This window comes from Micromonospora eburnea (genome assembly GCF_900090225.1).
Lineage (GTDB): Bacteria > Actinomycetota > Actinomycetes > Mycobacteriales > Micromonosporaceae > Micromonospora > Micromonospora eburnea.
The window spans coordinates 1,437,725-1,456,878 of the sequence record NZ_FMHY01000002.1 but is presented as its reverse complement, the minus strand read 5'-3'; the positions used below and the strand labels follow the sequence as shown (position 1 = coordinate 1,456,878).

Below are 19,154 nucleotides of genomic sequence, written 5' to 3'. Positions count from 1 at the left end.
GGCGGCCATGCACGCGCTGCGCGGGGTCAGCCTGACCGTCCGGGCCGGCGAGCTGGTGGCGGTGATGGGCCCGTCGGGCTCCGGCAAGTCGACGCTGCTGGCGCTCGCTGGCGGACTGGACCGCCCCAGCGCGGGCGAGGTGCTGGTCGAAGGGGAGTCGTTCGGCGGGCTCACCGCGCGCGAGTTGGCCCGGCTGCGCCGCCGCCGGATCGGGTACGTCTTCCAGGATCTGAATCTGCTCGGCAGCCTCACCGCGTTGGAGAACGTGGCCCTGCCCCTGGAACTCGACGGCGCCGGGGTCCGTACGGCCCGCAGGGCGGCCCGGGCCGCGCTGGACGAGGTGGGGGTGGCCGCGCTGGGCGACCGGTTCCCGGACCAGATGTCCGGCGGCCAGCAGCAGCGGGTGGCGATCGCCCGGGCGCTGGTCGGCGAGCGCCGGTTGGTCCTCGCCGACGAACCCACCGGGGCACTCGACTCGCAGGCCGGCGAGGCGGTGCTGCACCTGCTGCGCCGCCGGGTGGACGCCGGCGCGGCGGGGGTGCTGGTCACCCACGAGGCGCGGCACGCCGGCTGGGCCGACCGGGTGGTGTTCCTCCGGGACGGGGTGCTGGTGGACTCGACGGCACCGCTGCCCGGCGTCGAGCAGCTGCTCGCCGGTAGCGGGCGGTGAGCCGGGGCCGGCTGGCCGCCACGTTCGGCTCGTGGCGGACCGCGTTGCGGATCGCCCACCGTGAGGCCCGCCGGGCGCGCGGGCGTACCGCGCTGGTGCTGGCGATGATCGCGCTGCCCGTGCTGGCGCTGGGATTCATCGCCGTGACCTGGGACATGGCAAACCTCAGCCAGGCGGAGCAGCTGGACCGCCGGCTCGGCGCGGCCGACGCCGAGCTGCGCTGGACGGACGGGAGCGCGATCCAGCAGGACGCGTGGGGGGACAACTCCTGGCCGGTCGAGGGCGACCAGGTGCCCCGGACCCGCCCGGTGACCGCCGACGAGCTCCGCGCGCTGCTGCCCGCCGGCAGCAAGGTCACCCGGCTTCGCCGCTGGGTTCAGTTCCAGGTACGGATCGACGACCGCCTCGTCACGTTCGACGCGCGGGCCATCGACCTCACCGACCCGCTCACCCGTCCCCTCGCGGCGCTGCGCGCCGGCCGGCCGCCCGCCGCCCCCGACGAGATCGCGGTCAGCCCGCCCGCGCTGCGCCGGCTCGGCGTACGCCTCGGCGAACCGGTGCACACGGTCGACGGCGCGGCGTACACGGTGGTCGGGGTGGCGGAGTTCCCGGACAACCTGGGCGAGGTGGTGGCGCTGCGCCCGGAGAACGTGCCCGGACCGGTCGCCCCGCCCGCGGAGAGCTGGCTGGTGGACGTGCCCGGGCCGGTGGACGGGGCGCTGGTGGACCGGCTCAACGGGCACGGGATCGTGGTGGCCACCCGCGCCCCGATGCCCGGTCGGGAGGAGATCACCGCCGGCCCGGGGCTGCCCGACCCGGAGAAGGCCGGCAACGTGCTGCTGATCGGCGGGCTCGGCCTGCTGGAGGTGGTGCTGCTGGTCGGCCCGGCGTTCGCGGTCGGCGTACGCCGGCGGCGCCGGGAACTCGCCCTGGTGGCGGTCGCCGGCGGGGACGCCGGGCACCTGCGCCGGATCGTGCTCGCCGACGGGGTGGTGCTGGGGGCCGGCGGGGCGGCGCTCGGGCTGCTGCTCGGGGTCGGCGCGGCGTTCGCCGGCCGGCCGCTCGTCGAGCACTACCTGGTGCACTCCCGCCTCGGCGGGTACCGGGTCTTCCCGGCCGCCCTGGCCGCGATCGCCGCGGTGGCGGTGCTGGCCGGGCTGCTCGCCGCGCTGGCCCCGGCATGGACCGCCGCCCGGCAGGACGTGGTGGCCAGCCTCGCCGGTCGACGCAACCCGCCAAAGCACCGCCGCCGCTGGCTGGTGCTCGGGGTGCTGTTCACCGGGGCCGGCGCCGCCCTCGCCGCGCTGGGTGCCACCCGGGCCAGCCTGACCGCCGTCCTGGCCGGGCTGGTCCTCGGCGAGTTGGGCCTGGTCTTCTGCACCCCGACGCTGATCGGGCTGCTCGCCCGGGCGGGGCGGGTGCTGCCGCTGGCGCCCCGGCTCGCGCTGCGCGACGCCAGCCGCAACCGTTCCTCGGCCGCGCCGGCCATCTCCGCCGTGATGGCGGCGGTCGCCGGCAGCGTGGCCATCGGTGTCTACCTGGCCAGCGACGACGCCCGGCAGCGCGCGCAGTGGCAGCCGGGCCTCCCGCCGGGTCAGCTCCTGCTGATGCACCTCGGCGAGCCGGAAGGCCGCCCCCAGCCGTCGGCCGACGAGATCGCGCAGCGGATCCGGGCCGTGCTGCCGGTCACCGCGGTCGTCCCGCTCACCAGCTCGGGCTGCGCACGGCCCGCATCCCCGCACGACTACTGCGGGGCGACCGTCGTGCTGCCGCCCGAGCGGCGCTGCCCGTACGCACCGGGGGAGGCGACCGCTGCCGCCGCCCGGGCCGACCCGCGCTGCGTACGGCCGTTCCGCGATCCGACCAGCATCTATCTGCCCCCGCTCGTGGACGACGGCGCGGCGTTGCCCGGGATCACCGGCGCGCCGGCGGAGGAGGTCGCCGCCGCGACCCGGGTGCTTCGGGCGGGTGGGGTGGTGGTCACCGACCCGCGCCAGGTGGTGGACGGTCGAGTGACGATCACCGTCACCCACAGCGACGACGGCTCGGCGGCCAGCGCCACGCTGCCCGGTTACGCGCTGCGCGGCGGGCTCCCCGTCGACCGGCTCGTCCTCTCCCCGTCGGCGGCGGCCGCGCTCGGCCTCGTCGGCGAGCAGTTCGGCTACGTCGTCGACACGCCGGACCCGCCCACCGCCGAGCAGCACAAGCGGCTCATCACCGAGATGTCCTCGGCCCAGCTGTCGGTGCTGTTGGACGACGGGCCGCCGGGCGGGGACCAGCGGCCCCTGCTGCTCCTGCTGGCGGGCGCCTCCGGTGTGATCACCGTGGGCGCGGCCGGGGTGGCCACCGGCCTCGCCGCCGCCGAGGGCCGCCGGGATCTGTCCACCCTGGCCGCGGTCGGCGCCGACCCCCGGGTACGCCGGGTGCTCTCGCTCTGCCAGGCCGGGGTGATCGCCGGGCTCGGCTCGGTGCTCGGCATCGTGGCCGGCCTCGGCTCGGCGGCCATCATCCTGACCGCCCTGAACCGCCGGTACACGCAGTCGTGGCCGGCCCAGGACCCGTACCCGCTGGTGGTGCCCGGCCTGACCCTCGCCGTGCTGGTGGTGGTCCCGCTGGTGGCCATGCTCGGCGCGGGGCTGCTCACCCGGTCCCGGCTCCCGATCGAGCGCCGGCTGGACTGAGCCGACCCGATGTGGGCGGATCGGGTGGGCGGGGTCCGCGGCCCCCATGGAGCCGCGGACCCCGCCCGCCGTCAGCGACCGATCGGCAGCCGGTAGACGCCGCCGGACCGGGTGCCGGCGAACAGCCACCGGCCGTCCGGGCTGGCCACCACGGACTGCACCGACGGATCGGGCAGACCCGCACCGATGTTCACCCAGGTGCGGCCGCCGTCCGCACTGCGCAGCACGCCTCGACCGCCCTGGAGCAGGCCGGCCGCCGAGTATCCGGTGGTGCCGGCGTAGAGCACGCCGTCCGCCTCGGTGACCTGACTCACCCGGACGGGCAGCCCGTGGGCTCCGGTGCCGAGCGTGCGCGCGTCGACGAAGTTCCGCCCACGGTCGGTGCTGACCCGGATCCGGTCGCCACCGGCGACGACGGTCTTGCCGTCGACGTGCAGCGCGGTGACCGGCCCGTCGAGCACCTTCACCCGGGTGGCCCCGCCGTCATCGGAACGCCACAGACCCGCCCGGTCGCCCAGCCACAGCCGCTTCGGGTCGCGCGGGTCGCCCGCGATGGCCGTGTAGCGGGCGCCGTGATCGATCTTCTTCCACGTGGTGCCGCCGTCCCGGCTGACGAACAGCCCCGAGCTGGCGATGTCGTAGTACGGGATGACGATCTGCCGGGCATCGGCCGGGTGCACGAGCAGGCCCAGCGGGGTGAGGTCGTTCAGGAGCACCTCCGACCAGGTGCCACCGGCGTCGTCGCTGCGGGTCAGCCGGGTGCCGAGGTAGCCGTTCAGGTACAGCTTCCAGACCGTACGCGGATCGGTCGGCGACACCGCCAGCCCGCGTACCGACTGGCCGATCCGGCTCTCGCCCCCGGAGGCGCCCCACTCCAGCCGGCCCGGGTCGCCGGGCAGCGTGGTGCGGTACACGTCGGCGGGGGTGCCCACCAGCAGTTTGTCGCCGGCCAGCACCATCCGGTCCGCGGACTGCCCGGGTACGCCGACCCGCTCGTAGTTCCTCGCGTCGCCGGTGGCGTAGACGCCGCCTTCCATCCCGAACAGCAGGGTCTTCTCGTCGCCGGGCCACTGCGCCAGGTCGAAGGTGATCCCGTCCACCGGCTCCTTGACCTCGGTCCAGGTCCGGCCCCGGTCCCGGCTGAGCTGCGTCTGCGAGAACGCGTCGACCAGCAGCGTGTCGCCGACGCCGCTGAGCGCGGAGAACCAGTCGTCGATCGTCAGCAGGTGCTGCCAGGTCTGCCCGCCGTCGGTGGTGCCCCAGATGGTGTTGTCCCGCTGGGCGACGGCGACCGTGTCACCGGCGACCGCCACGTCGCGGGGCGCGGTGAAGTAGTCGCTGGCGGGGCGTACCAGGGTCGGGGCGCCGGACGATCCGACGACCCACCGCCACACACCGTTTTCGGCGGCCACGTACAGGTCGTCTCCGGCGAAGGCGACGCCGCTGACCCCGCCCGTCCACGGCGCGGCGGTCGACGCCCACGTCTGGCCGCCGTCCCGGCTGGTCCACGCGGTCGCCCCGGTCAACGCGGCCAGCACGGCGCCGGACGGATCCTGGGCGAACGCATCGATCCTGGTGTCCGGGAAGGGCAGGGTACGCCAGGTGCGGCCGGCGTCGTCGGTGCGCAACACCTTGCCCTGGTAGCTGGGGTCGAAGGCGCTGTTCACCGCCGCCCACATCCGGTCGGGCCGCTTCGGGTCGATCAGCACGGTCGGATCGCCGCCGGCGACCGGGGTGATCCGCGCGTACCGCCAGGTGCGGGCCCGATCGGTGGTCAGCCACACCCCCGCCTCGTCCGACGACACGGCGACCGCGAGCCGGTTCGGGTCCGCGGGCGTGGTGGCGAGCTGCCCGCCCGTCGAGTGCGGCCCGATCAGCTCCCAGCGTCCGCTGCCCGACGGGTCGGCCACCTCGAACGAGGTACGTCCGATCAGCCTCGGCCCCGCCACCGTCTGCACCGTGGCGGTCAGGGTGTGCACGCCGGGCGCCTCGGCGGAGACCGGCGCGCGCCACCACAGATCGTGGTCGTTCCGGACGGTCACCGTGGTCTCGTGCCCGTTCGGCGAACGCAGCACCACGGTGGGCGGGGCGGCGGCCGGCTCCAGCGTGTACAGGAACAGCTCACTGTGCCCGTCACTCGGATCGGGGCTGACGTACATCTGGGGCGTACGGATCGGGAGCAGGTACGGCACCCGCAGGTCGCTGCTCTTGTTCGGCGCGTCCACGGTCAACCAGCCGGTGACGTCGCCGCTGCCCTGCTCCGGCGCGTCGGCGGTGACCCGTACGGTCACGCTCGCCGAACCGCCGGCCGGGACGGTGACCTGGGCGGGCTCGACACGGACCTGGCCCGGACTGCCCGGACCGGGAACGATGCCCAGCCGCAGCCGCGCCGGCCGGTCACCGTCGTTACGCAGGGTCACCGTGTCGGCCGCCTGGACGCCGCCGGGCGACATGTCGGCCAGGCCGAACGACAGCGCGGGCGGATCGGCGGTCACGGTGGCGGAGAGGGCGGCCGGGATGTTCAGCCGACCGGCGCCGGCCACGCCCGGGCCCGCGTCCGGCACCGCCGTGGCCGATCCGATCAGCGCCGCGGTGATCCGCTCGGCGGACGCGTCCGGCCAGAGCTGGCGCAGCAGCGCCGCCGCACCGGCGACGTGCGGCGCCGCCATGCTGGTGCCGCTGAACCGGTAGACGCCCGGCTCCCAGAGCGCGGTGGGCACCGAGGAGAGGATCTCCACGCCCGGGGCGACGATCTCCGGCTTCAGCCGCCAGCGCGGATCGGGGCCGCGCGAGGAGAAGCTGGCGATCCGGTCGGTCGCGTCCTCTCCCGAGACGGTCACCCGGACCCGGCCGGCGTCCAACAGGGTACGTAGCTGCTGGTACTGGCCCTCGTCCCCGACGTCGAGCACCACGAGCCGGTCGAGCCGAGCGTCGTTGCCGGTGCCGAGGGTGGTCGACGCCTCGACGGCCAGCTCGCCGGCCGCGGCGGACGGACCCGGCACCCCGCCGTACCCGATGACCGCGAGCGCGCCCCGGCGTTCCGCCTCGACGTACCGGTCCAGGTCGTCGAAGGGGCTGTGGTACGGCGGGCGGGCCATCAGCAGCGCCTTCCCCCGTACGTCGCCGGCGCGCGCGTAGTCGGCCGGAGCGCCCTCGCCGATGTCGATCAGGTCCGCCTTGACCGGCCGGACCGGCGGGTTCGCCGAGACCTCGCTGCGGTAGGTCTGCACCCGCTCCTTGCGCGGGCTCGCCAGGTCCAGCGTCGGCAGGCGCAGCCCGCTGGTCGAGGCGCCGACCGCGAGGACGCCGTCGGCGGCGGCCGGGGTGTCCACGGTCCGCTCACCCGGCCCGTCGTTGCCGGCCGCGGCGACCACCACCACGCCCGCCCGGACGGCACGTGTCGCCGCCAGCCCGACCGGATCGGTGCCGTCGCCGGTCGCGCCCAGGCTCATGTTGACCACATCCGCCCGGTACGGGTTGGCGGGGTCCACCGCCGCCTCCAGGGCCGCGATGATGTCCTCGGTGTCGCCCCACCCGTACTCGTTGAGCACCTTGTACGCGGTCAGCGTGGCGTCCGGCGCGACCCCGGTCACGGCCATGTCGCCGCCGGCGCCGGTGCCCGCGATGATGCCCGCCACGTGCGTACCGTGCCCGTTGTCGTCCATCGGGTCGGTGTCGTCGTTGGCGAAGTCGTAGCCACCGACGACCCGGTGGCCGGGGCCGAACCCGCCGCCCAGGGCCGGGTGCCGGTAGTCCACCCCGGTGTCGATGACCGCGACGGTGACGCCGTGCCCGCGTGCCGGGCGCCCGGCCGGGTCGGTGCGCCGCCACACCTCCGGCGCGCCGATGAGCGGCACGCTGTCGACGGTGCGTACGTGGAACCTCGTGACGTCGTGCACCGCCTTGACCCCGGGCAGCCGGCGCAACGCGTCGACCTGGTTGGCCGGCACCCGCACCGCCATGCCGGGCAGCAGGACGTGGTACGACCGGCGGTGGTCGAGTTTGATGTGGACACGCCGGGCAGCTTCGGTCACGCCGCGCTCCGCACCGCTGACCGCCTCGCGGGCCTGGCGGAGCCGGTCGCCCGCCTGGGCGTCCAGGGAGCCGTGGCGGGGCGCCGCCGCGATCGTCGGCGCGGCGCTGAACTCGACGATCATGGTGCGTTGCGGACCGGCGGCCGGATCGGCGGTTGCCGGTCCGGGCTGGAGCAGGGTCGAAACCAGGACGGCACCGGCCGCCGCGGCGGCGGCTCGCCATCTGGCGATGCGGGACAAGATCATGCGTATGAGGGGTAGTCGACGCCCGCAGGTCAGGGCAATGCTTCCGGATGGCACGTTGGTGCCGTGGCACTACCTGGCCACGATCAGCCGAGATCGCGCCCGATCCAGGATGTAGTGGTCTCGGTGCGGCGGTGCGGCCACTACATCCTGGATTCAGCGGCGGGGACGCCGACGGGCGAGCGCGTCAGCCGATGCCGGAGACGCCGATCAGGGTGCCGATGAAATAGGTCGCGGCGGCGGCCAGGCCGCCGAGCAGGAGCTGCCGCAGACCACTGGACCACCAGCCGCGGTAGGTGAACCGGGCCACGATCGCGCCGGCCGCGAAGAGCCCCACCCCGCCGACGCCGAGCGCCAGCCAGAGGCTGGTGAAACCGAGCAGGTACGTCAGCAGCGGCACCAGCGCGCCGACCGAGAAACAGAGGAACGAGGAGATCGCCGCCGCCCACGGGCTGGGCTGGTCGTCGAGGTCGACGCCCAACTCCTCCCGTACGTGCATCCGCAGCGCCTCCTCCGGGTTGGCGCGGACCGCGTCGGCCACCTGCACGGCCAGGTCCCGGGGCAGCCCTCGGCGGACCCACGCGTCGGCCAGCTCGCGGGCCTCCGCCTCGGGGTGCCGTTCCAGCTCGCGCCGCTCCTTGGCCACCTCCGCGGCCACCTGCTCGTTGGCCGACCGGACGCTGGTGTATTCCCCCAGCCCCATCGAGATGGCGCCGGCGACCAGACCGGCGGCACCGGTGAGCACGATGTTGCGGGGCGAGACGCCACCGCCGCCGACGCCGGCGATCAGGGCGATGTTGGTGACCAGGCCGTCCATCGCGCCGAACACGGCCGGCCGCAGCCAGCCGCCGGACACGTCCGCGTGGTGGGCCTCACGCAGCGCGGCGGGGGTGTCGGTCACGGCAGGGTCAGGATCTCGTAGCCGTCGTCGGTCACGACGATGGTGTGCTCGAACTGGGCCGTCCACCTGCGGTCCTTGGTCACCACCGTCCAGCCGTCGTCCCACATGTCGTACTGGTAGGTGCCGAGGGTGATCATCGGCTCGATGGTGAACGTCATGCCCGGCTCCATCACGTCGGTCGGGCGGGGGCTGTCGTAGTGCGGCACGTAGAGGCCACTGTGGAAGGATTCGCCGATGCCGTGGCCGGTGAAGTCACGGACGACCCCGTAGCCGAACCGCTTGGCGTACGACTCGATGACCCGGCCGATCACGTTGATCTGCCGGCCCGGGGCGACCGCCTTGATGCCGCGCATCATCGCCGCGTGGGTCCGCTCGACCAGCAGGCGGGCCTCCTCGCTCACCTCGCCCACGCAGAACGTGGCGTCGGTGTCGCCGTGCACCCCGCCGATGTACGCGGTGACGTCGACGTTGATGATGTCGCCGTCCTCAAGCACGGTCGTGTCCGGGATGCCGTGGCAGATCACCTCGTTGAGGCTGGTGCAGCACGACTTCGGGAAGCCCTTGTAGCCCAGCGTCGACGGGTAGGCGCCGTGGTCGCAGAGGAACTCGTGGACCACCTTGTCGATCTCGTCGGTGGTCACCCCCGGCTTGCAGTGCTCTCCGGCGAGCTGGGTGGCCTGAGCCGCGAGCCGGCCGGCGACCCGCATCTTCTCGATGGTCTCGGGGGTCTGCACGTGCGAGCCCCGCCACTCCTGCGGACGCTTCTTGCCCACGTACTCGGGGCGCGGGATGTGGGCGGGCACCGCTCGCCACGGGGAGAGCGTGCCTGGGGTCAGCGGCGCACGGACAGTCATGACCACAGCCTATCGCCGCCCACCGGGGTGATCCCCGTCACGGCCGGTCGACCGGCCGGCGGCCCGGACCAGTGCCGTGATCGGGCGGGGATCGGCGTCGTTCTCCGGATGCCACTGCACCCCGAGCAGGAAGCGCCGCCCCGGGTCCTCGACCGCCTCCAGCACCCCGTCGTCGGCCCAGCCGGTGGCGGTCAGGCTTCCCGGGTCGGCCACCCCCTGATGGTGGTACGAGTTGACCCGGTCCACCCCGCCCAGCACCGTTGCGGCCAGGCTGCCGGGGGCGAACCGGACCGGGTGGGCGCCGTACACCCCGGGGGCCGGGCGGTGCCCGTCGTGGCCGACCACGTCCGGCAGGTGCTGGTGCAGCGCGCCGCCGTGCGCGACCGCGAGGAGCTGCATCCCCCGGCACACTCCGAGCACCGGCAGGTCGGCGGCGAGCGCGCCGGCCAGCAGGGCCAGCTCGCCGGCGTCCCGGTCCGGCCGGCTCTCGGTGCGCGGGTCGGGCGGCTGGCCGTACCGCTCCGGGCCGACGTCGGCGCCACCGGCCAGCAGCAGCCCGTCGAGGACCCGCAGCACGTCCGCGTCCGTGTCGTCCGGGGGCAGCACCACGGCCCGGCCGCCGGCGGCGGTCACCGCCCGGACGTACGCCTGCGGCACCAGCGCCGCCGGGACGTCCCGCCACACCGCCCAGCCGGCCGGTTCGGCGTACGCGGTGATCCCGATCACCGGCCGACTCACCGCGACGTCCTCGTTCGCGACTGCGGGGCTCGCAGAACCGGCTCACTCCTCGCGCTCACCGAGCCCGCCCTCGTTCGCGACTGCGGGGCTCGCAGACCCGGCTCACTCCTCGCGCTCACAGTGGCGTCACGTAGGCGCCGGTGATTCCGCCGTCGACGACGAACTGCGCGGCGGTCATGAACGAGGCGTCGTCGCTGGCCAGGAAGGCCACCGCGGCGGCGATCTCCTCCGGGTTGCCGAACCGGCCCATCGGCACGTGCACGAGGCGGCGGGCGGCCCGCTCCGGGTCCTTGGCGAACAGCTCCAGCAGCAGCGGGGTGGCGACCGGGCCGGGGCAGAGCGCGTTGACCCGGATGCCCTCCCGGGCGAACTGCACGCCCAGCTCCCGGGTCATCGCCAGCACCCCGCCCTTGCTCGCGGTGTACGCGATCTGCGAGGTCGCCGCCCCCATCAGGGCGACGAACGAGGCGGTGTTGATGATCGAGCCCTTGCCCTGCCGGCGCATGTGCGGGATGACGTACTTGCAGCAGAGATAGACGCTGGTGGTGTTGACCCGCAGCACCCGCTCCCAGGCGTCCAGGCCGGTGTCCAGGATGGAGTCGTCGTCCGGCGGGGAGATGCCGGCGTTGTTGAACGCGACGTCGATCCGGCCGTGCCGTTCGGCGACCCCGTCGAAGAGGTCCCGCACCGACGCCTCGTCGGCCACGTCGCAGGCGACGAACTCGCCGCCCACCTCGTCGGCGGCCCGCCGGCCTGTCTCGGCGTCGATGTCGACGCAGACCACCCGGGCCCCCTCGGCGGCGAAGCGCCGTACGGTGGCCAGCCCGATCCCGCTGCCCGCCCCGGTCACCACGGCCACCCGGCCGGTCAATCGTCCCTGCATCTCACTCCTCCGTGCTGATGAACACGTTCTTGACGTCGGTGAAGGCGTGCAGCGCGTCCGGACCCAGCTCCCGGCCGAGACCGGAGCGCTTCATCCCGCCGAACGGGGTCCAGTAGCGCACCGAGGAGTGCGAGTTGACGCTGAGGTTGCCCGACTCCACCGCCCGGGCCACCCGGATCGCCCGGCCGACATCCCGGGTCCAGACGGAGCCGGAGAGGCCGTACTCGGTGTCGTTGGCCAGCCGGATCGCGTCCGCCTCGTCGTCGAACGGCAGCACCGAGACGACCGGGCCGAAGATCTCCTCGCGCCAGTGCCGGTCGGCCGGGGAGTCGGCGAGCAGCACCGTCGGGGCGTACCAGAAGCCGGGGCCGTCCGGGCGGGAGCCGGTGAAGGCCACCTTCGCCCCGTCTACGTACCCGGCGACCCGGTCCCGGTGGCCGGCGGAGATCAGCGGGCCCATCTCGGCCGTCTCGGCGGCCGGGTCCTCGACCCGGAACGCGCGTACGGCCGGTTCGAGCAGTTCGAGGAAGCGGTCGTACACCGGGCGCTGGACCAGGATCCGGGACCGGGCGCAGCAGTCCTGGCCGGCGTTGTCGAAGACCGCGTACGGCGCGCTGGCCGCCGCCTTCTCAAGGTCGGCGTCGGCGAAGACCAGGTTGGCGGACTTGCCGCCCAGCTCCAGGGTCACCCGCTTAACCTGGGCCGCGCAGCCCGCCATGATCCGGGTGCCGACCTCGGTGGAACCGGTGAAGCAGACCTTGCGTACCGCCGGGTGGGTGACGAACCGTTCCCCCACCACGCTCCCCTGCCCGGGCAGGACGGTGAACACGTGCTCCGGAAGCCCCGCTTCGAGGGCCAGCTCGGCCAGGCGCAGCGCGGTGAGCGGGGTCAGCTCGGCCGGCTTCAGCACGACGGTGTTGCCGGCCGCCAGGGCGGGCGCGAAGCCCCAGCCGGCAATGGGCATCGGGAAGTTCCACGGCACGATCACCCCGACCACGCCGAGCGGCTCGTGGAAGGTGACGTCGAGGCCGCCGGGCACCGGGATCTGCCGCCCGGTCAGCCGCTCGGGCGCGCCCGCGTAGTAGTCGAGGACGTCCCGGACGTTGCCCGCCTCCCAGCGGGCGTTGCCGATGGTGTGGCCGGAGTTGCGCACCTCCAGCAGCGCCAGCTCCTCAAGATGCGCGTCGACCTCCGCCGCGAACCGCCGCAACACCCGCGCCCGCTCCCCCGGCGCCGCCTTCCGCCACCCCTCGTACGCCCCCGCGGCCCGCCCGATAGCCGCATCCACCTCCGCGCTTGACGTGCCGGGAACCTCCCGTAGCACCTCCCCCGTCGCCGGGTTCCGCACCTCAGTCACGCGCCCTCCCCTCCCGCTCCCGCTCCCGCTACCCGCCGATCTTGCAGTTGCCGCCTCAACAAAAGCCTCATATCGGCACGAACCACAGACCGAAAGTGCAAGATCGCCGGGGTGGGCGGTGGGGTGGGGGGTGGGGTGGGGGGTGGGGTGGGTTAGAGGCGTTCGAAGCCACGGGTTAGTTCCCAGTCGGTGACGGCGGCGTCGAAGGCGGTCAGCTCGACGCGGGCCTGGTTGGCGTAGTGGGCGACGACCTCGGGGCCGAAGGCGTCCTTGGCCAGCTCGGAGCCTTCCCACAGGGCCAGGGCGTCGCGGAGCGTGCCGGGGACCCGCTCGGCGGTGCCGTCGTCGTACGCGTTGCCGGTGCACTCCTCCTCCAGCGTCAACTCCCGTTCGATGCCGTACACCGCCCCGGCGACCAGCGCGGCGATCGCCAGGTACGGGTTGACGTCCGCGCCGGGCGCCCGGTTCTCCACCCGCAGCCCCTGGCCGTGCCCGACGAGCCGCAGCGCGCAGGTGCGGTTGTCGGTGCCCCAGCGCAGCGCGGTCGGGGCGAACGAGCCCGGCTGGTAGCGCTTGTAGGAGTTGACGTTCGGGGCGGAGAAGAGGCTGAACTCGCGCATGGTGGCGAGCAGCCCGGCCACCACCCGCTGCCCGGTGACGCTCAGCTGGGCCGGCCCGTCGCCCGGCATCGCGGACGCCCCGGACGCGTCGCGCAGCGAGAAGTGGACGTGGCAGGAGTTGCCCTCGCGGGCGTTCGGCTTGGCCATGAAGGTGATCGACATGCCCTCTTGGGCGGCGATTTCCTTCGCCCCGTTCTTGTAGATCACGTGGTGGTCGGCGCAGGCCAGCGCCTCGTCGTAGCGGAAGGCGATCTCGTGCTGGCCGAGGTTGCACTCGCCCTTGGCGCTCTCCGGGGTCAACCCCGCTCCGGCCATCTCGGTGCGGATCCGGCGCAGCAACGGCTCCACCCGGGCGGTGCCGAGCAGCGAGTAGTCCACGTTGTACTGGTTGGCCGGGGTCAGGTCGCGGTAGCCGCGCCGCCACGCCTCCTCGTACGAGTCGCGGAACAGCACGAACTCCAGCTCCGTCCCGGCGTACGCGGTGAGCCCGTGCCCGGCCAGCCGGTCGAGCTGCCGGCGCAGGATCTGCCGGGGCGAGGCGGCCACCGGACCCGAGCCGTCCAGCCACTCCAGGTCGGCCAGGAGCAGCGCGGTCCCCGGCTGCCAGGGCACCGGGCGCAGGGTCACCAGGTCGGGCTTCATCGCGAAGTCGCCGTAGCCGCGGGCCCAGCTCGACATCGCGTACCCGTCGACGGTGTTCATGTCCACGTCGACGGCGAGCAGGTAGTTGCAGCCCTCGCTGCCGTGCGCGACCACCTGGTCGAGGAAGTAGGGCGCGTGGAACCGCTTGCCCTGGAGCCGGCCCTGCATGTCGGTCAGGGCCAGCACCACCGTGTCGATCCCGCCGTCGCGGACCGCGGCCCGGAGCTGTTCCAGCGTGAGTGGAGCTGTCCTCATCGGCGCGCCCTCCATGCGAAAGGTCTACTACCGAACCTTTGAGTTCGTCAATGGGCGGCCCGCCTCACCCGAGCAGGCCGCGCAACAACTCCGCCGTGGCGTCGCAGTGCTCCTCCATCACCAGCCGGGCCGCGTTCGCGTCGCCGGCCAGGATCGCGTCGACGATCCGGGTGTGCTGGGCGTCGGAGTGGTCGAGGTTCCGGGGGATCACCGGGATCGCGGCGAGGAGCCGGTCGAGGGTCAACTGCACGTCGGCGACGGCGGCGGCCAACGACGGGCAGCCGCTGGCCGCGGCGACCGCCAGGTGCAGTCGGGAGTCCGCGACCCGCCGGTTGGCCGGATCGCGGTCGCGGGAGGCGGCCAGGGCGGCGACCAGGGCCTGCCGCTCGACCGCCGGCAGGCTACGGTTCGCGGCCAGCCCGGCCGCACCCGATTCCAGTACGCGCCGGAAGTCGAGCGCGTCCGGCAGCCGCTCACCCATCTCGCGGGCCAGCTCTCCCGCGTCCGGGTGCCCGCCGCCGGCACCGGGTACGGGCAGCGTCGAGCGGACGAAGGTCCCACCGGTACGACCGCGCCGGGATTCCAGGTAGCCGGCGTCGCGCAACGCCGCTATCGCCTCCCGCAGGGTCACCCGGCTGACCCGCAGCCGCTCGGCCAGTTCCCGCTCCGCGGGCAGCCGCTCGCCGACCCGGACCAGGCCGAGCTTGATCGCCTGGACGAGCCGGGCGACAGTGATCTCGAAGGCGTTGCCGCCCCGCACCGGACGCCACACCGGGAAGGCCGGTACGGCGTCCGGCGTGGCTGCCCCGGCACCGCTCGGCCCTCCGGCGGCGTTGACCGGCTCGACAGTCCCGGCATCGTTCGGCATCGGCCGTCCCTTCCCCACCGTCCGTCCAGGTGGCGGGTGCCCGTCGGAGCACCCACCACCCGGGCAACCTACTCGGCGGCCGATTCGACACCCGGCTGCGTGGCGGGCTCGGCGCCCGTCGACGGGTGCGGGATCGCCGGGGCCGGCACGTTGTGGCGGGGGCCGGTGAACCAGCGCCGGGCGCTGAGCACCCACCAGAGCCAGGCGCCGCCGAGCACGACCCCGACCGCGACGATCGTGTAGTTGAACGTGCTGGCGGTGACCGGGCTGCTGGTCGGCAGCACGAACAGGACACAGATGACCGCGACCCAGACGACCGCGATCCACCCGACCGGCGCGCTCCACCGACCGAGGTTCCACGGCCCGACCCGGAAGTCCGACGCACGCCGGCGCAGGAACACCGGAGCCACGTACGCGATGTAGAGGCCGATCACCGCGATGGAGGTGGCCGCCAGGTAGGCGGTGGTGTTCCAGAGCGACGGCAGGACGAGCAGTGTCGAGCAGGTGACGCAGAGCCAGATCGAGTTGGTCGGCGTGCCCGTACGCGGGTTGACCCGCTTCCAGATCCGGGAGCCGGGCAGCGCGCCGTCCCGGCTGAACGCGTAGGCCATCCGGGAGTTCGCCGTGACCGAGGCCATGCCGCAGAAGAACTGGGCGACCACGCAGATGAAGAGCAGGAACGTGCCGAGGTCGTGGCCGACCGCGTCGATGAAGATCTGCGCCGGGGGCAGACCCAGCGCGGTCGTCCGCTCGGCGTCGTAGTCCTGGATGGACCAGGTGATGGCGAACAGCAGCACGAAGCCGGCGAGGACCGAGACCACGACCGACATCACGATGCCGCGGGGCGCGGAGCGGGCGGCGTCGTGCGTCTCCTCCGCCACGTGCGCGCTGGCGTCGTAACCGGTGTAGGTGTACTGGGCCATCAGCAGACCGATGAGCACCGCGTACCCGGCCGCGCCGGCGAAGGTGAAGCCGGTCTCGTTGCGTACCTCCAGGAAGACCTCGGAGATCGGCTTGTGCTGGTCGGGCACGATCGCGAGGGCGCCGACGATGACCGCCACGCCGGCCAGGTGCCACCAGGCGCTGATGTCGGAGAGCAGCCGTACGAGGTTGACGCCGAAGGTGTTGAGCAGGCCGTGCGCGGCGATGATCACCAGGAAGATCAGGAAGGTACGTCCCGCGGTCACCTCCAGGTCGAAGGCGAGGCTCAGGAAGGCGGAGGTGGTGATCGCCGCACCGAAGTCGATGGCGGCGGTCACCGCCACCTCGCCGAGGAAGTTGAACCAGCCGACGAACCACGCCCAGACCGCCTTGTTCCGCTTGGTGAGCGCGGCGGCCCACCAGTAGAGGGCCCCGGCGGTGGGATAGACCGAGCAGATCTCGGCCATGGCGAGCGCGACGAAGATCACCATGACGCCGACGAAGAGCCAGCCCAGGGTGATCGCCAGCGGGCCGCCCGCCGTCATCGCGATGCCGTACGACGTGATCGCGCCGGCCAGGATGGAAATGATGGAGAACGAGACCGCGAAGTTGGAGAAGCCGGACAGCTTGCGACGTAGTTCCTGCTTGTATCCCAGCTGCGCGAGCCGTTCCTCGTCAGTGACAGGGGAAGGTGGGGTTACTCCGTCCTCGATCGTTGAGCTCATCGGTATCTCCCTTGAGCGGGGGTGAAGACTGTGACCTGCGTCACCGCCTGACGGGATGATGAGCCCACACCCGGAACCAGGTCAATGGAGATCGGCCGGAAATTCGGTCGGGACCAGACCAATGAACGGACACCCGACCCTCCACGGCAGGAGCGCCCACCAGGGCGGGGCCGCCGCGTCGCGCGTTGTCAATCCGCGGTTGCCGGCTCGGTGGGCCGTGGCGTGAAGAAGCGGATGATGTCGTCGGCCGCGGCGGGGGACAACATCATCGCCTGGACTCGTGCGGACATCTCGGCGATCGGGTGGGTCCTGGTGAACATCGCCTCCTCGTACGCCTGGATCGCCACGTCGGGGTCGGCGGGGTTGGTGGCGAGTTCGGCGGCGAGTTCGGCGGCGTCGAGCATGGCTTGGTTGGCGCCCTCGCCGACCGGCGGCATGAGGTGCGCGGCGTCACCGATGAGGGTGACGCCCGGCCGGTGGGCCCAGCGTGTTCCGGTGGGCATCGCCTCGATCCTGCGCGGGGTCGGCGGGCTGTCGCCCGCCTCGATGAGTGCGGTGAGGCCGGGGTCCCAGCCGTCGAACATGTCCAGCAGGGCACGCTTGCTGCGGTAGGTGTCCAGGTGGCGATCGTCCGCAGGTAGGGAGATGCCGACCCGGATGCTGCCGTCGCCGAGGCGTTGCGCCGCCAGGATCTGGCTCACGCCGACGCACCAGAGGTTTCCGGGGCCGACCAGCTCGGCGAGATCCGGGTGGCGCCGGTCGACGTCGCTGATGCGGAGCTCGGCCAGGGTGGCCACGGACGACAGCGCCACGTCGGTCAGCATCGGGCGGACGACCGAGCGTGCGCCGTCCGCGCCGATGAGGACGTCGCAGTCGACGCTGTGGCCGCCATCGAACGTCAGCCCGAAGCCTCCGTCGGGCCGTGGCGTCGCCGCGACGAGCCGGTGCTGCCACATGACAGTGTCGGCGGGGAGTGAATCGAGCAGAAGATCACGCAGTGCGCTGCGGTCGATCTCGGGGCGTCCGGAGAACGACCCGGGTTGTGGCTTGTGGTGCACGAGGGTGCGTCCGGCCGGGTCGAGGATGCGATGTTCCTCGCCCTCCGGCCGCGCCTCGGACCGGAACCGGCCGGCAAGGCCCGCATCGGCCAGGGCTCGTTGCCCGGACTCCGGGTGCAGGTCGAGCGATCCGCCCTGTGATCGCGCGGATCGGCCCGCCTCGCGTTCGTACACCGCCGCGTCGATGCCGTGCCGGTGCAGGATTCGGGCCAGCGTCAGGCCGCCGAGGCCACCACCGACGATCGCGATTCGCATCATCATCTTCCTTACCGTACGCTGTATCTTATGGATACGTCGTACGGTAGCGCACCGCTGCCCGTCTGGGAACGGCCCGAACCTCGGCCGCGGTCAGCGCCGGTGCCACTGAGCCGCGCGAAGATCGCCGCCACGGCGATCCGGATCGCCGACGCACACGGCCTCGACGGGCTGTCGGTACGCAAGATCGCCAAAGAACTCGGTGTCGGTCCGATGCGGCTCTACGACTACGTGACCAACAGGTCCGAACTGCTCGATCTGATGGTCGACGCCGTGTACGCCCAGATCGCCGAGGCCGGCCAGCACTCCGGGTGGCGCGCCACCGTACTGGCCATCGTTCACCGGACCCGCGACGCCGCTCTTGATCACGAGTGGTTCGCCGACCTGCTCGGCGCCAGGCCACACCTGGGGCCTCACGCGCTCGCCGTGGGCGAATCGACCGCGGCGGCGCTCAGCCAGGCCCCTGGCATCCGCGGTATCGACGATCTCCAACGGGCCCTGGGCGCCCTCAACGCGTTCATCGTCGGAGCGCTGCGCAGGGAGATCACCGAGCGACGCACCGCCCGTTCGACCGGCACCGACGTGTCCGCCTGGCAGGCCGCCCTCGGGCCCTACCTGACACGCATGCTCGAAACCGGCCGCTACCCCACCGTCGCCCGGCTCGTCATCGACGGCGCCCACCTCAACGCCGAGGAAACCTTCCACCACAACCTGATCACCATCCTGGACGGCATCACCAACCATCCCCACACGTGACCTGCCGCTAGCCGGCCAGTACCGGCTACACCTCGACCAGACAGCCGGGCCCGGCCGATGTCCGGACGAAGCGTGGGCCAGCCGGGTTGGGCCACGCCGGTCAGACGGCGGCGAGGAACGCCCGTACCCGCTCCATGAGCAGCGCGGACGCCTCCGGGTCGTACGCGTCGAGCGAGGAGTCGGCAAAGAGGTGCTGGTCGCCGGGATAGACGAACAGCTCCGCGTTCGCCGTGGAGCCGGCGAGCTCGCGTGCGGCCGGCAGGTCCTCGTCGAAGAACTCGTCGTCCTCCTTGCCGTGGATCTGCACCGGCACGCCCTCGGGCCACCTCTCGCCGAATTCCGCGACCGGGAGGCAGGAGTCCATGAGGAGTGCCCCGCGGGCACCGGGCCGGGTCTGCGCGAGCCGCTGGGCGATTGTCACGCCGAAGGAGAATCCGGCGTAGACGAGCCCGGGGCCGAGGTCGTCGGCCGCGGCGATGCCGCGCTCCCGGATCGCGTCCAGCCCCGACTCCCGAGCGAATCCGAACCCCTCCTCGATGCTGCCGAACGTGCGGCCGTCGAACAGGTCTGGCGTGTGCACGGTGTGCCCGGCCTGTCGCAGGCTGTCGGCGAAGCTCCGGACCCCGTCGGTCAGGCCCTGGATGTGGTGGTAGAGCAGCACGTCGGTCACGGTGTTGAACTCCTTGCGAACGA

The 19,154-nt window shown here is 73.2% G+C and carries 14 protein-coding genes; 3 read left to right on the top strand and 11 right to left on the bottom strand.

Features of this window, described 5'->3' with window-relative positions; translation table 11 throughout:
• Nucleotides 1–7 precede the first annotated feature (7 nt).
• Together GA0070604_RS06930 and GA0070604_RS06925 are read left to right on the top strand one after the other, a co-directional pair.
• Nucleotides 8–670 (top strand): ABC transporter ATP-binding protein, encoded by a 663-nt coding sequence (locus GA0070604_RS06930; RefSeq protein ID WP_091126951.1) that lies wholly within the window; start codon nt 8–10, stop codon nt 668–670.
• Nucleotides 667–3,351, top strand: coding sequence for an FtsX-like permease family protein (locus GA0070604_RS06925; protein ID WP_091115992.1), 2,685 nt, complete (start codon nt 667–669; stop codon nt 3,349–3,351). Before GA0070604_RS06930 ends, GA0070604_RS06925 begins: the two co-directional genes overlap by 4 nt.
• A 71-nt stretch (nt 3,352–3,422) precedes the next feature.
• Here GA0070604_RS06925 and GA0070604_RS06920 read toward each other — a convergent pair whose 3' ends face one another.
• The 10 genes from GA0070604_RS06920 to GA0070604_RS06875 all read right to left on the bottom strand — a co-directional run bounded on the left by GA0070604_RS06920 (nt 3,423) and on the right by GA0070604_RS06875 (nt 17,711).
• Entirely contained in the window at nt 3,423–7,631 is a 4,209-nt protein-coding gene (locus GA0070604_RS06920; protein ID WP_091115989.1) for a S8 family serine peptidase, read from the bottom strand.
• A 184-nt stretch (nt 7,632–7,815) separates the two neighbouring features.
• Entirely contained in the window at nt 7,816–8,529 is a 714-nt protein-coding gene (locus GA0070604_RS06915; protein ID WP_091115986.1) for a VIT1/CCC1 transporter family protein, read from the bottom strand.
• Complete coding sequence (gene map, locus GA0070604_RS06910; protein WP_091126950.1) at nt 8,526–9,383, bottom strand: type I methionyl aminopeptidase; 858 nt, start codon at nt 9,381–9,383, stop codon at nt 8,526–8,528. The genes GA0070604_RS06915 and map overlap by 4 nt, the downstream gene beginning before the upstream one ends.
• A gap of 9 nt (nt 9,384–9,392) precedes the next feature.
• Nucleotides 9,393–10,121 (bottom strand): gamma-glutamyl-gamma-aminobutyrate hydrolase family protein, encoded by a 729-nt coding sequence (locus tag GA0070604_RS06905; protein WP_091115983.1) that lies wholly within the window; start codon nt 10,119–10,121, stop codon nt 9,393–9,395.
• A 115-nt stretch (nt 10,122–10,236) separates the two neighbouring features.
• The gene (locus GA0070604_RS06900) at nt 10,237–11,004 is read right to left on the bottom strand and encodes a 3-oxoacyl-ACP reductase (protein WP_091115980.1); all 768 of its coding nucleotides are present in this window, start codon (nt 11,002–11,004) and stop codon (nt 10,237–10,239) included.
• Between the two features lies 1 nt (nt 11,005).
• Nucleotides 11,006–12,361, bottom strand: coding sequence for an aldehyde dehydrogenase family protein (locus tag GA0070604_RS06895; protein ID WP_091115976.1), 1,356 nt, complete (start codon nt 12,359–12,361; stop codon nt 11,006–11,008).
• A 152-nt stretch (nt 12,362–12,513) separates the two neighbouring features.
• Nucleotides 12,514–13,878 (bottom strand): glutamine synthetase family protein, encoded by a 1,365-nt coding sequence (locus tag GA0070604_RS06890; protein ID WP_091126949.1) that lies wholly within the window; start codon nt 13,876–13,878, stop codon nt 12,514–12,516.
• Nucleotides 13,879–13,942: 64 nt separating this feature from the next.
• Entirely contained in the window at nt 13,943–14,746 is an 804-nt protein-coding gene (locus GA0070604_RS06885) for a FadR/GntR family transcriptional regulator (RefSeq protein WP_091115972.1), read from the bottom strand.
• A 68-nt stretch (nt 14,747–14,814) separates the two neighbouring features.
• Nucleotides 14,815–16,392 carry an amino acid permease gene (locus tag GA0070604_RS06880; RefSeq protein WP_091115969.1) on the bottom strand — a complete coding sequence of 526 codons (1,578 nt, stop codon included), beginning with the start codon at nt 16,390–16,392 and terminating at the stop codon, nt 14,815–14,817.
• Nucleotides 16,393–16,580: 188 nt separating this feature from the next.
• Nucleotides 16,581–17,711, bottom strand: coding sequence for an FAD-dependent oxidoreductase (locus GA0070604_RS06875; RefSeq protein ID WP_244161777.1), 1,131 nt, complete (start codon nt 17,709–17,711; stop codon nt 16,581–16,583).
• Between GA0070604_RS06875 and GA0070604_RS06870 the strand changes: the two genes are divergently transcribed.
• Complete coding sequence (locus GA0070604_RS06870; protein WP_244161776.1) at nt 17,640–18,461, top strand: TetR/AcrR family transcriptional regulator; 822 nt, start codon at nt 17,640–17,642, stop codon at nt 18,459–18,461. The two genes, GA0070604_RS06875 and GA0070604_RS06870, sit on opposite strands and share 72 nt — an antisense overlap.
• A gap of 100 nt (nt 18,462–18,561) precedes the next feature.
• Here GA0070604_RS06870 and GA0070604_RS06865 read toward each other — a convergent pair whose 3' ends face one another.
• On the bottom strand, nt 18,562–19,131 hold the full coding sequence (locus GA0070604_RS06865) for a dienelactone hydrolase family protein (RefSeq protein WP_091115962.1): 570 nt from the start codon (nt 19,129–19,131) through the stop codon (nt 18,562–18,564).
• Between the last annotated feature and the right edge of the window lie 23 nt (nt 19,132–19,154).

Bases quoted from the DNA above. Each gene is read 5' to 3' on its own strand.
- GA0070604_RS06930 (WP_091126951.1), top strand. From the start codon at position 8: ATGCACGCGCTGCGCGGGGTCAGCCTGACCGTCCGGGCCGGCGAGCTG.
- GA0070604_RS06880 (WP_091115969.1), bottom strand. From the start codon at position 16,392: ATGAGCTCAACGATCGAGGACGGAGTAACCCCACCTTCCCCTGTCACT.
- GA0070604_RS06885 (WP_091115972.1), bottom strand. From the start codon at position 14,746: ATGCCGAACGATGCCGGGACTGTCGAGCCGGTCAACGCCGCCGGAGGG.
- GA0070604_RS06875 (WP_244161777.1), bottom strand. From the start codon at position 17,711: ATGATGATGCGAATCGCGATCGTCGGTGGTGGCCTCGGCGGCCTGACG.
- GA0070604_RS06900 (WP_091115980.1), bottom strand. From the start codon at position 11,004: ATGCAGGGACGATTGACCGGCCGGGTGGCCGTGGTGACCGGGGCGGGC.
- GA0070604_RS06920 (WP_091115989.1), bottom strand. From the start codon at position 7,631: ATGATCTTGTCCCGCATCGCCAGATGGCGAGCCGCCGCCGCGGCGGCC.
- GA0070604_RS06890 (WP_091126949.1), bottom strand. From the start codon at position 13,878: ATGAGGACAGCTCCACTCACGCTGGAACAGCTCCGGGCCGCGGTCCGC.
- map (WP_091126950.1), bottom strand. From the start codon at position 9,383: ATGACTGTCCGTGCGCCGCTGACCCCAGGCACGCTCTCCCCGTGGCGA.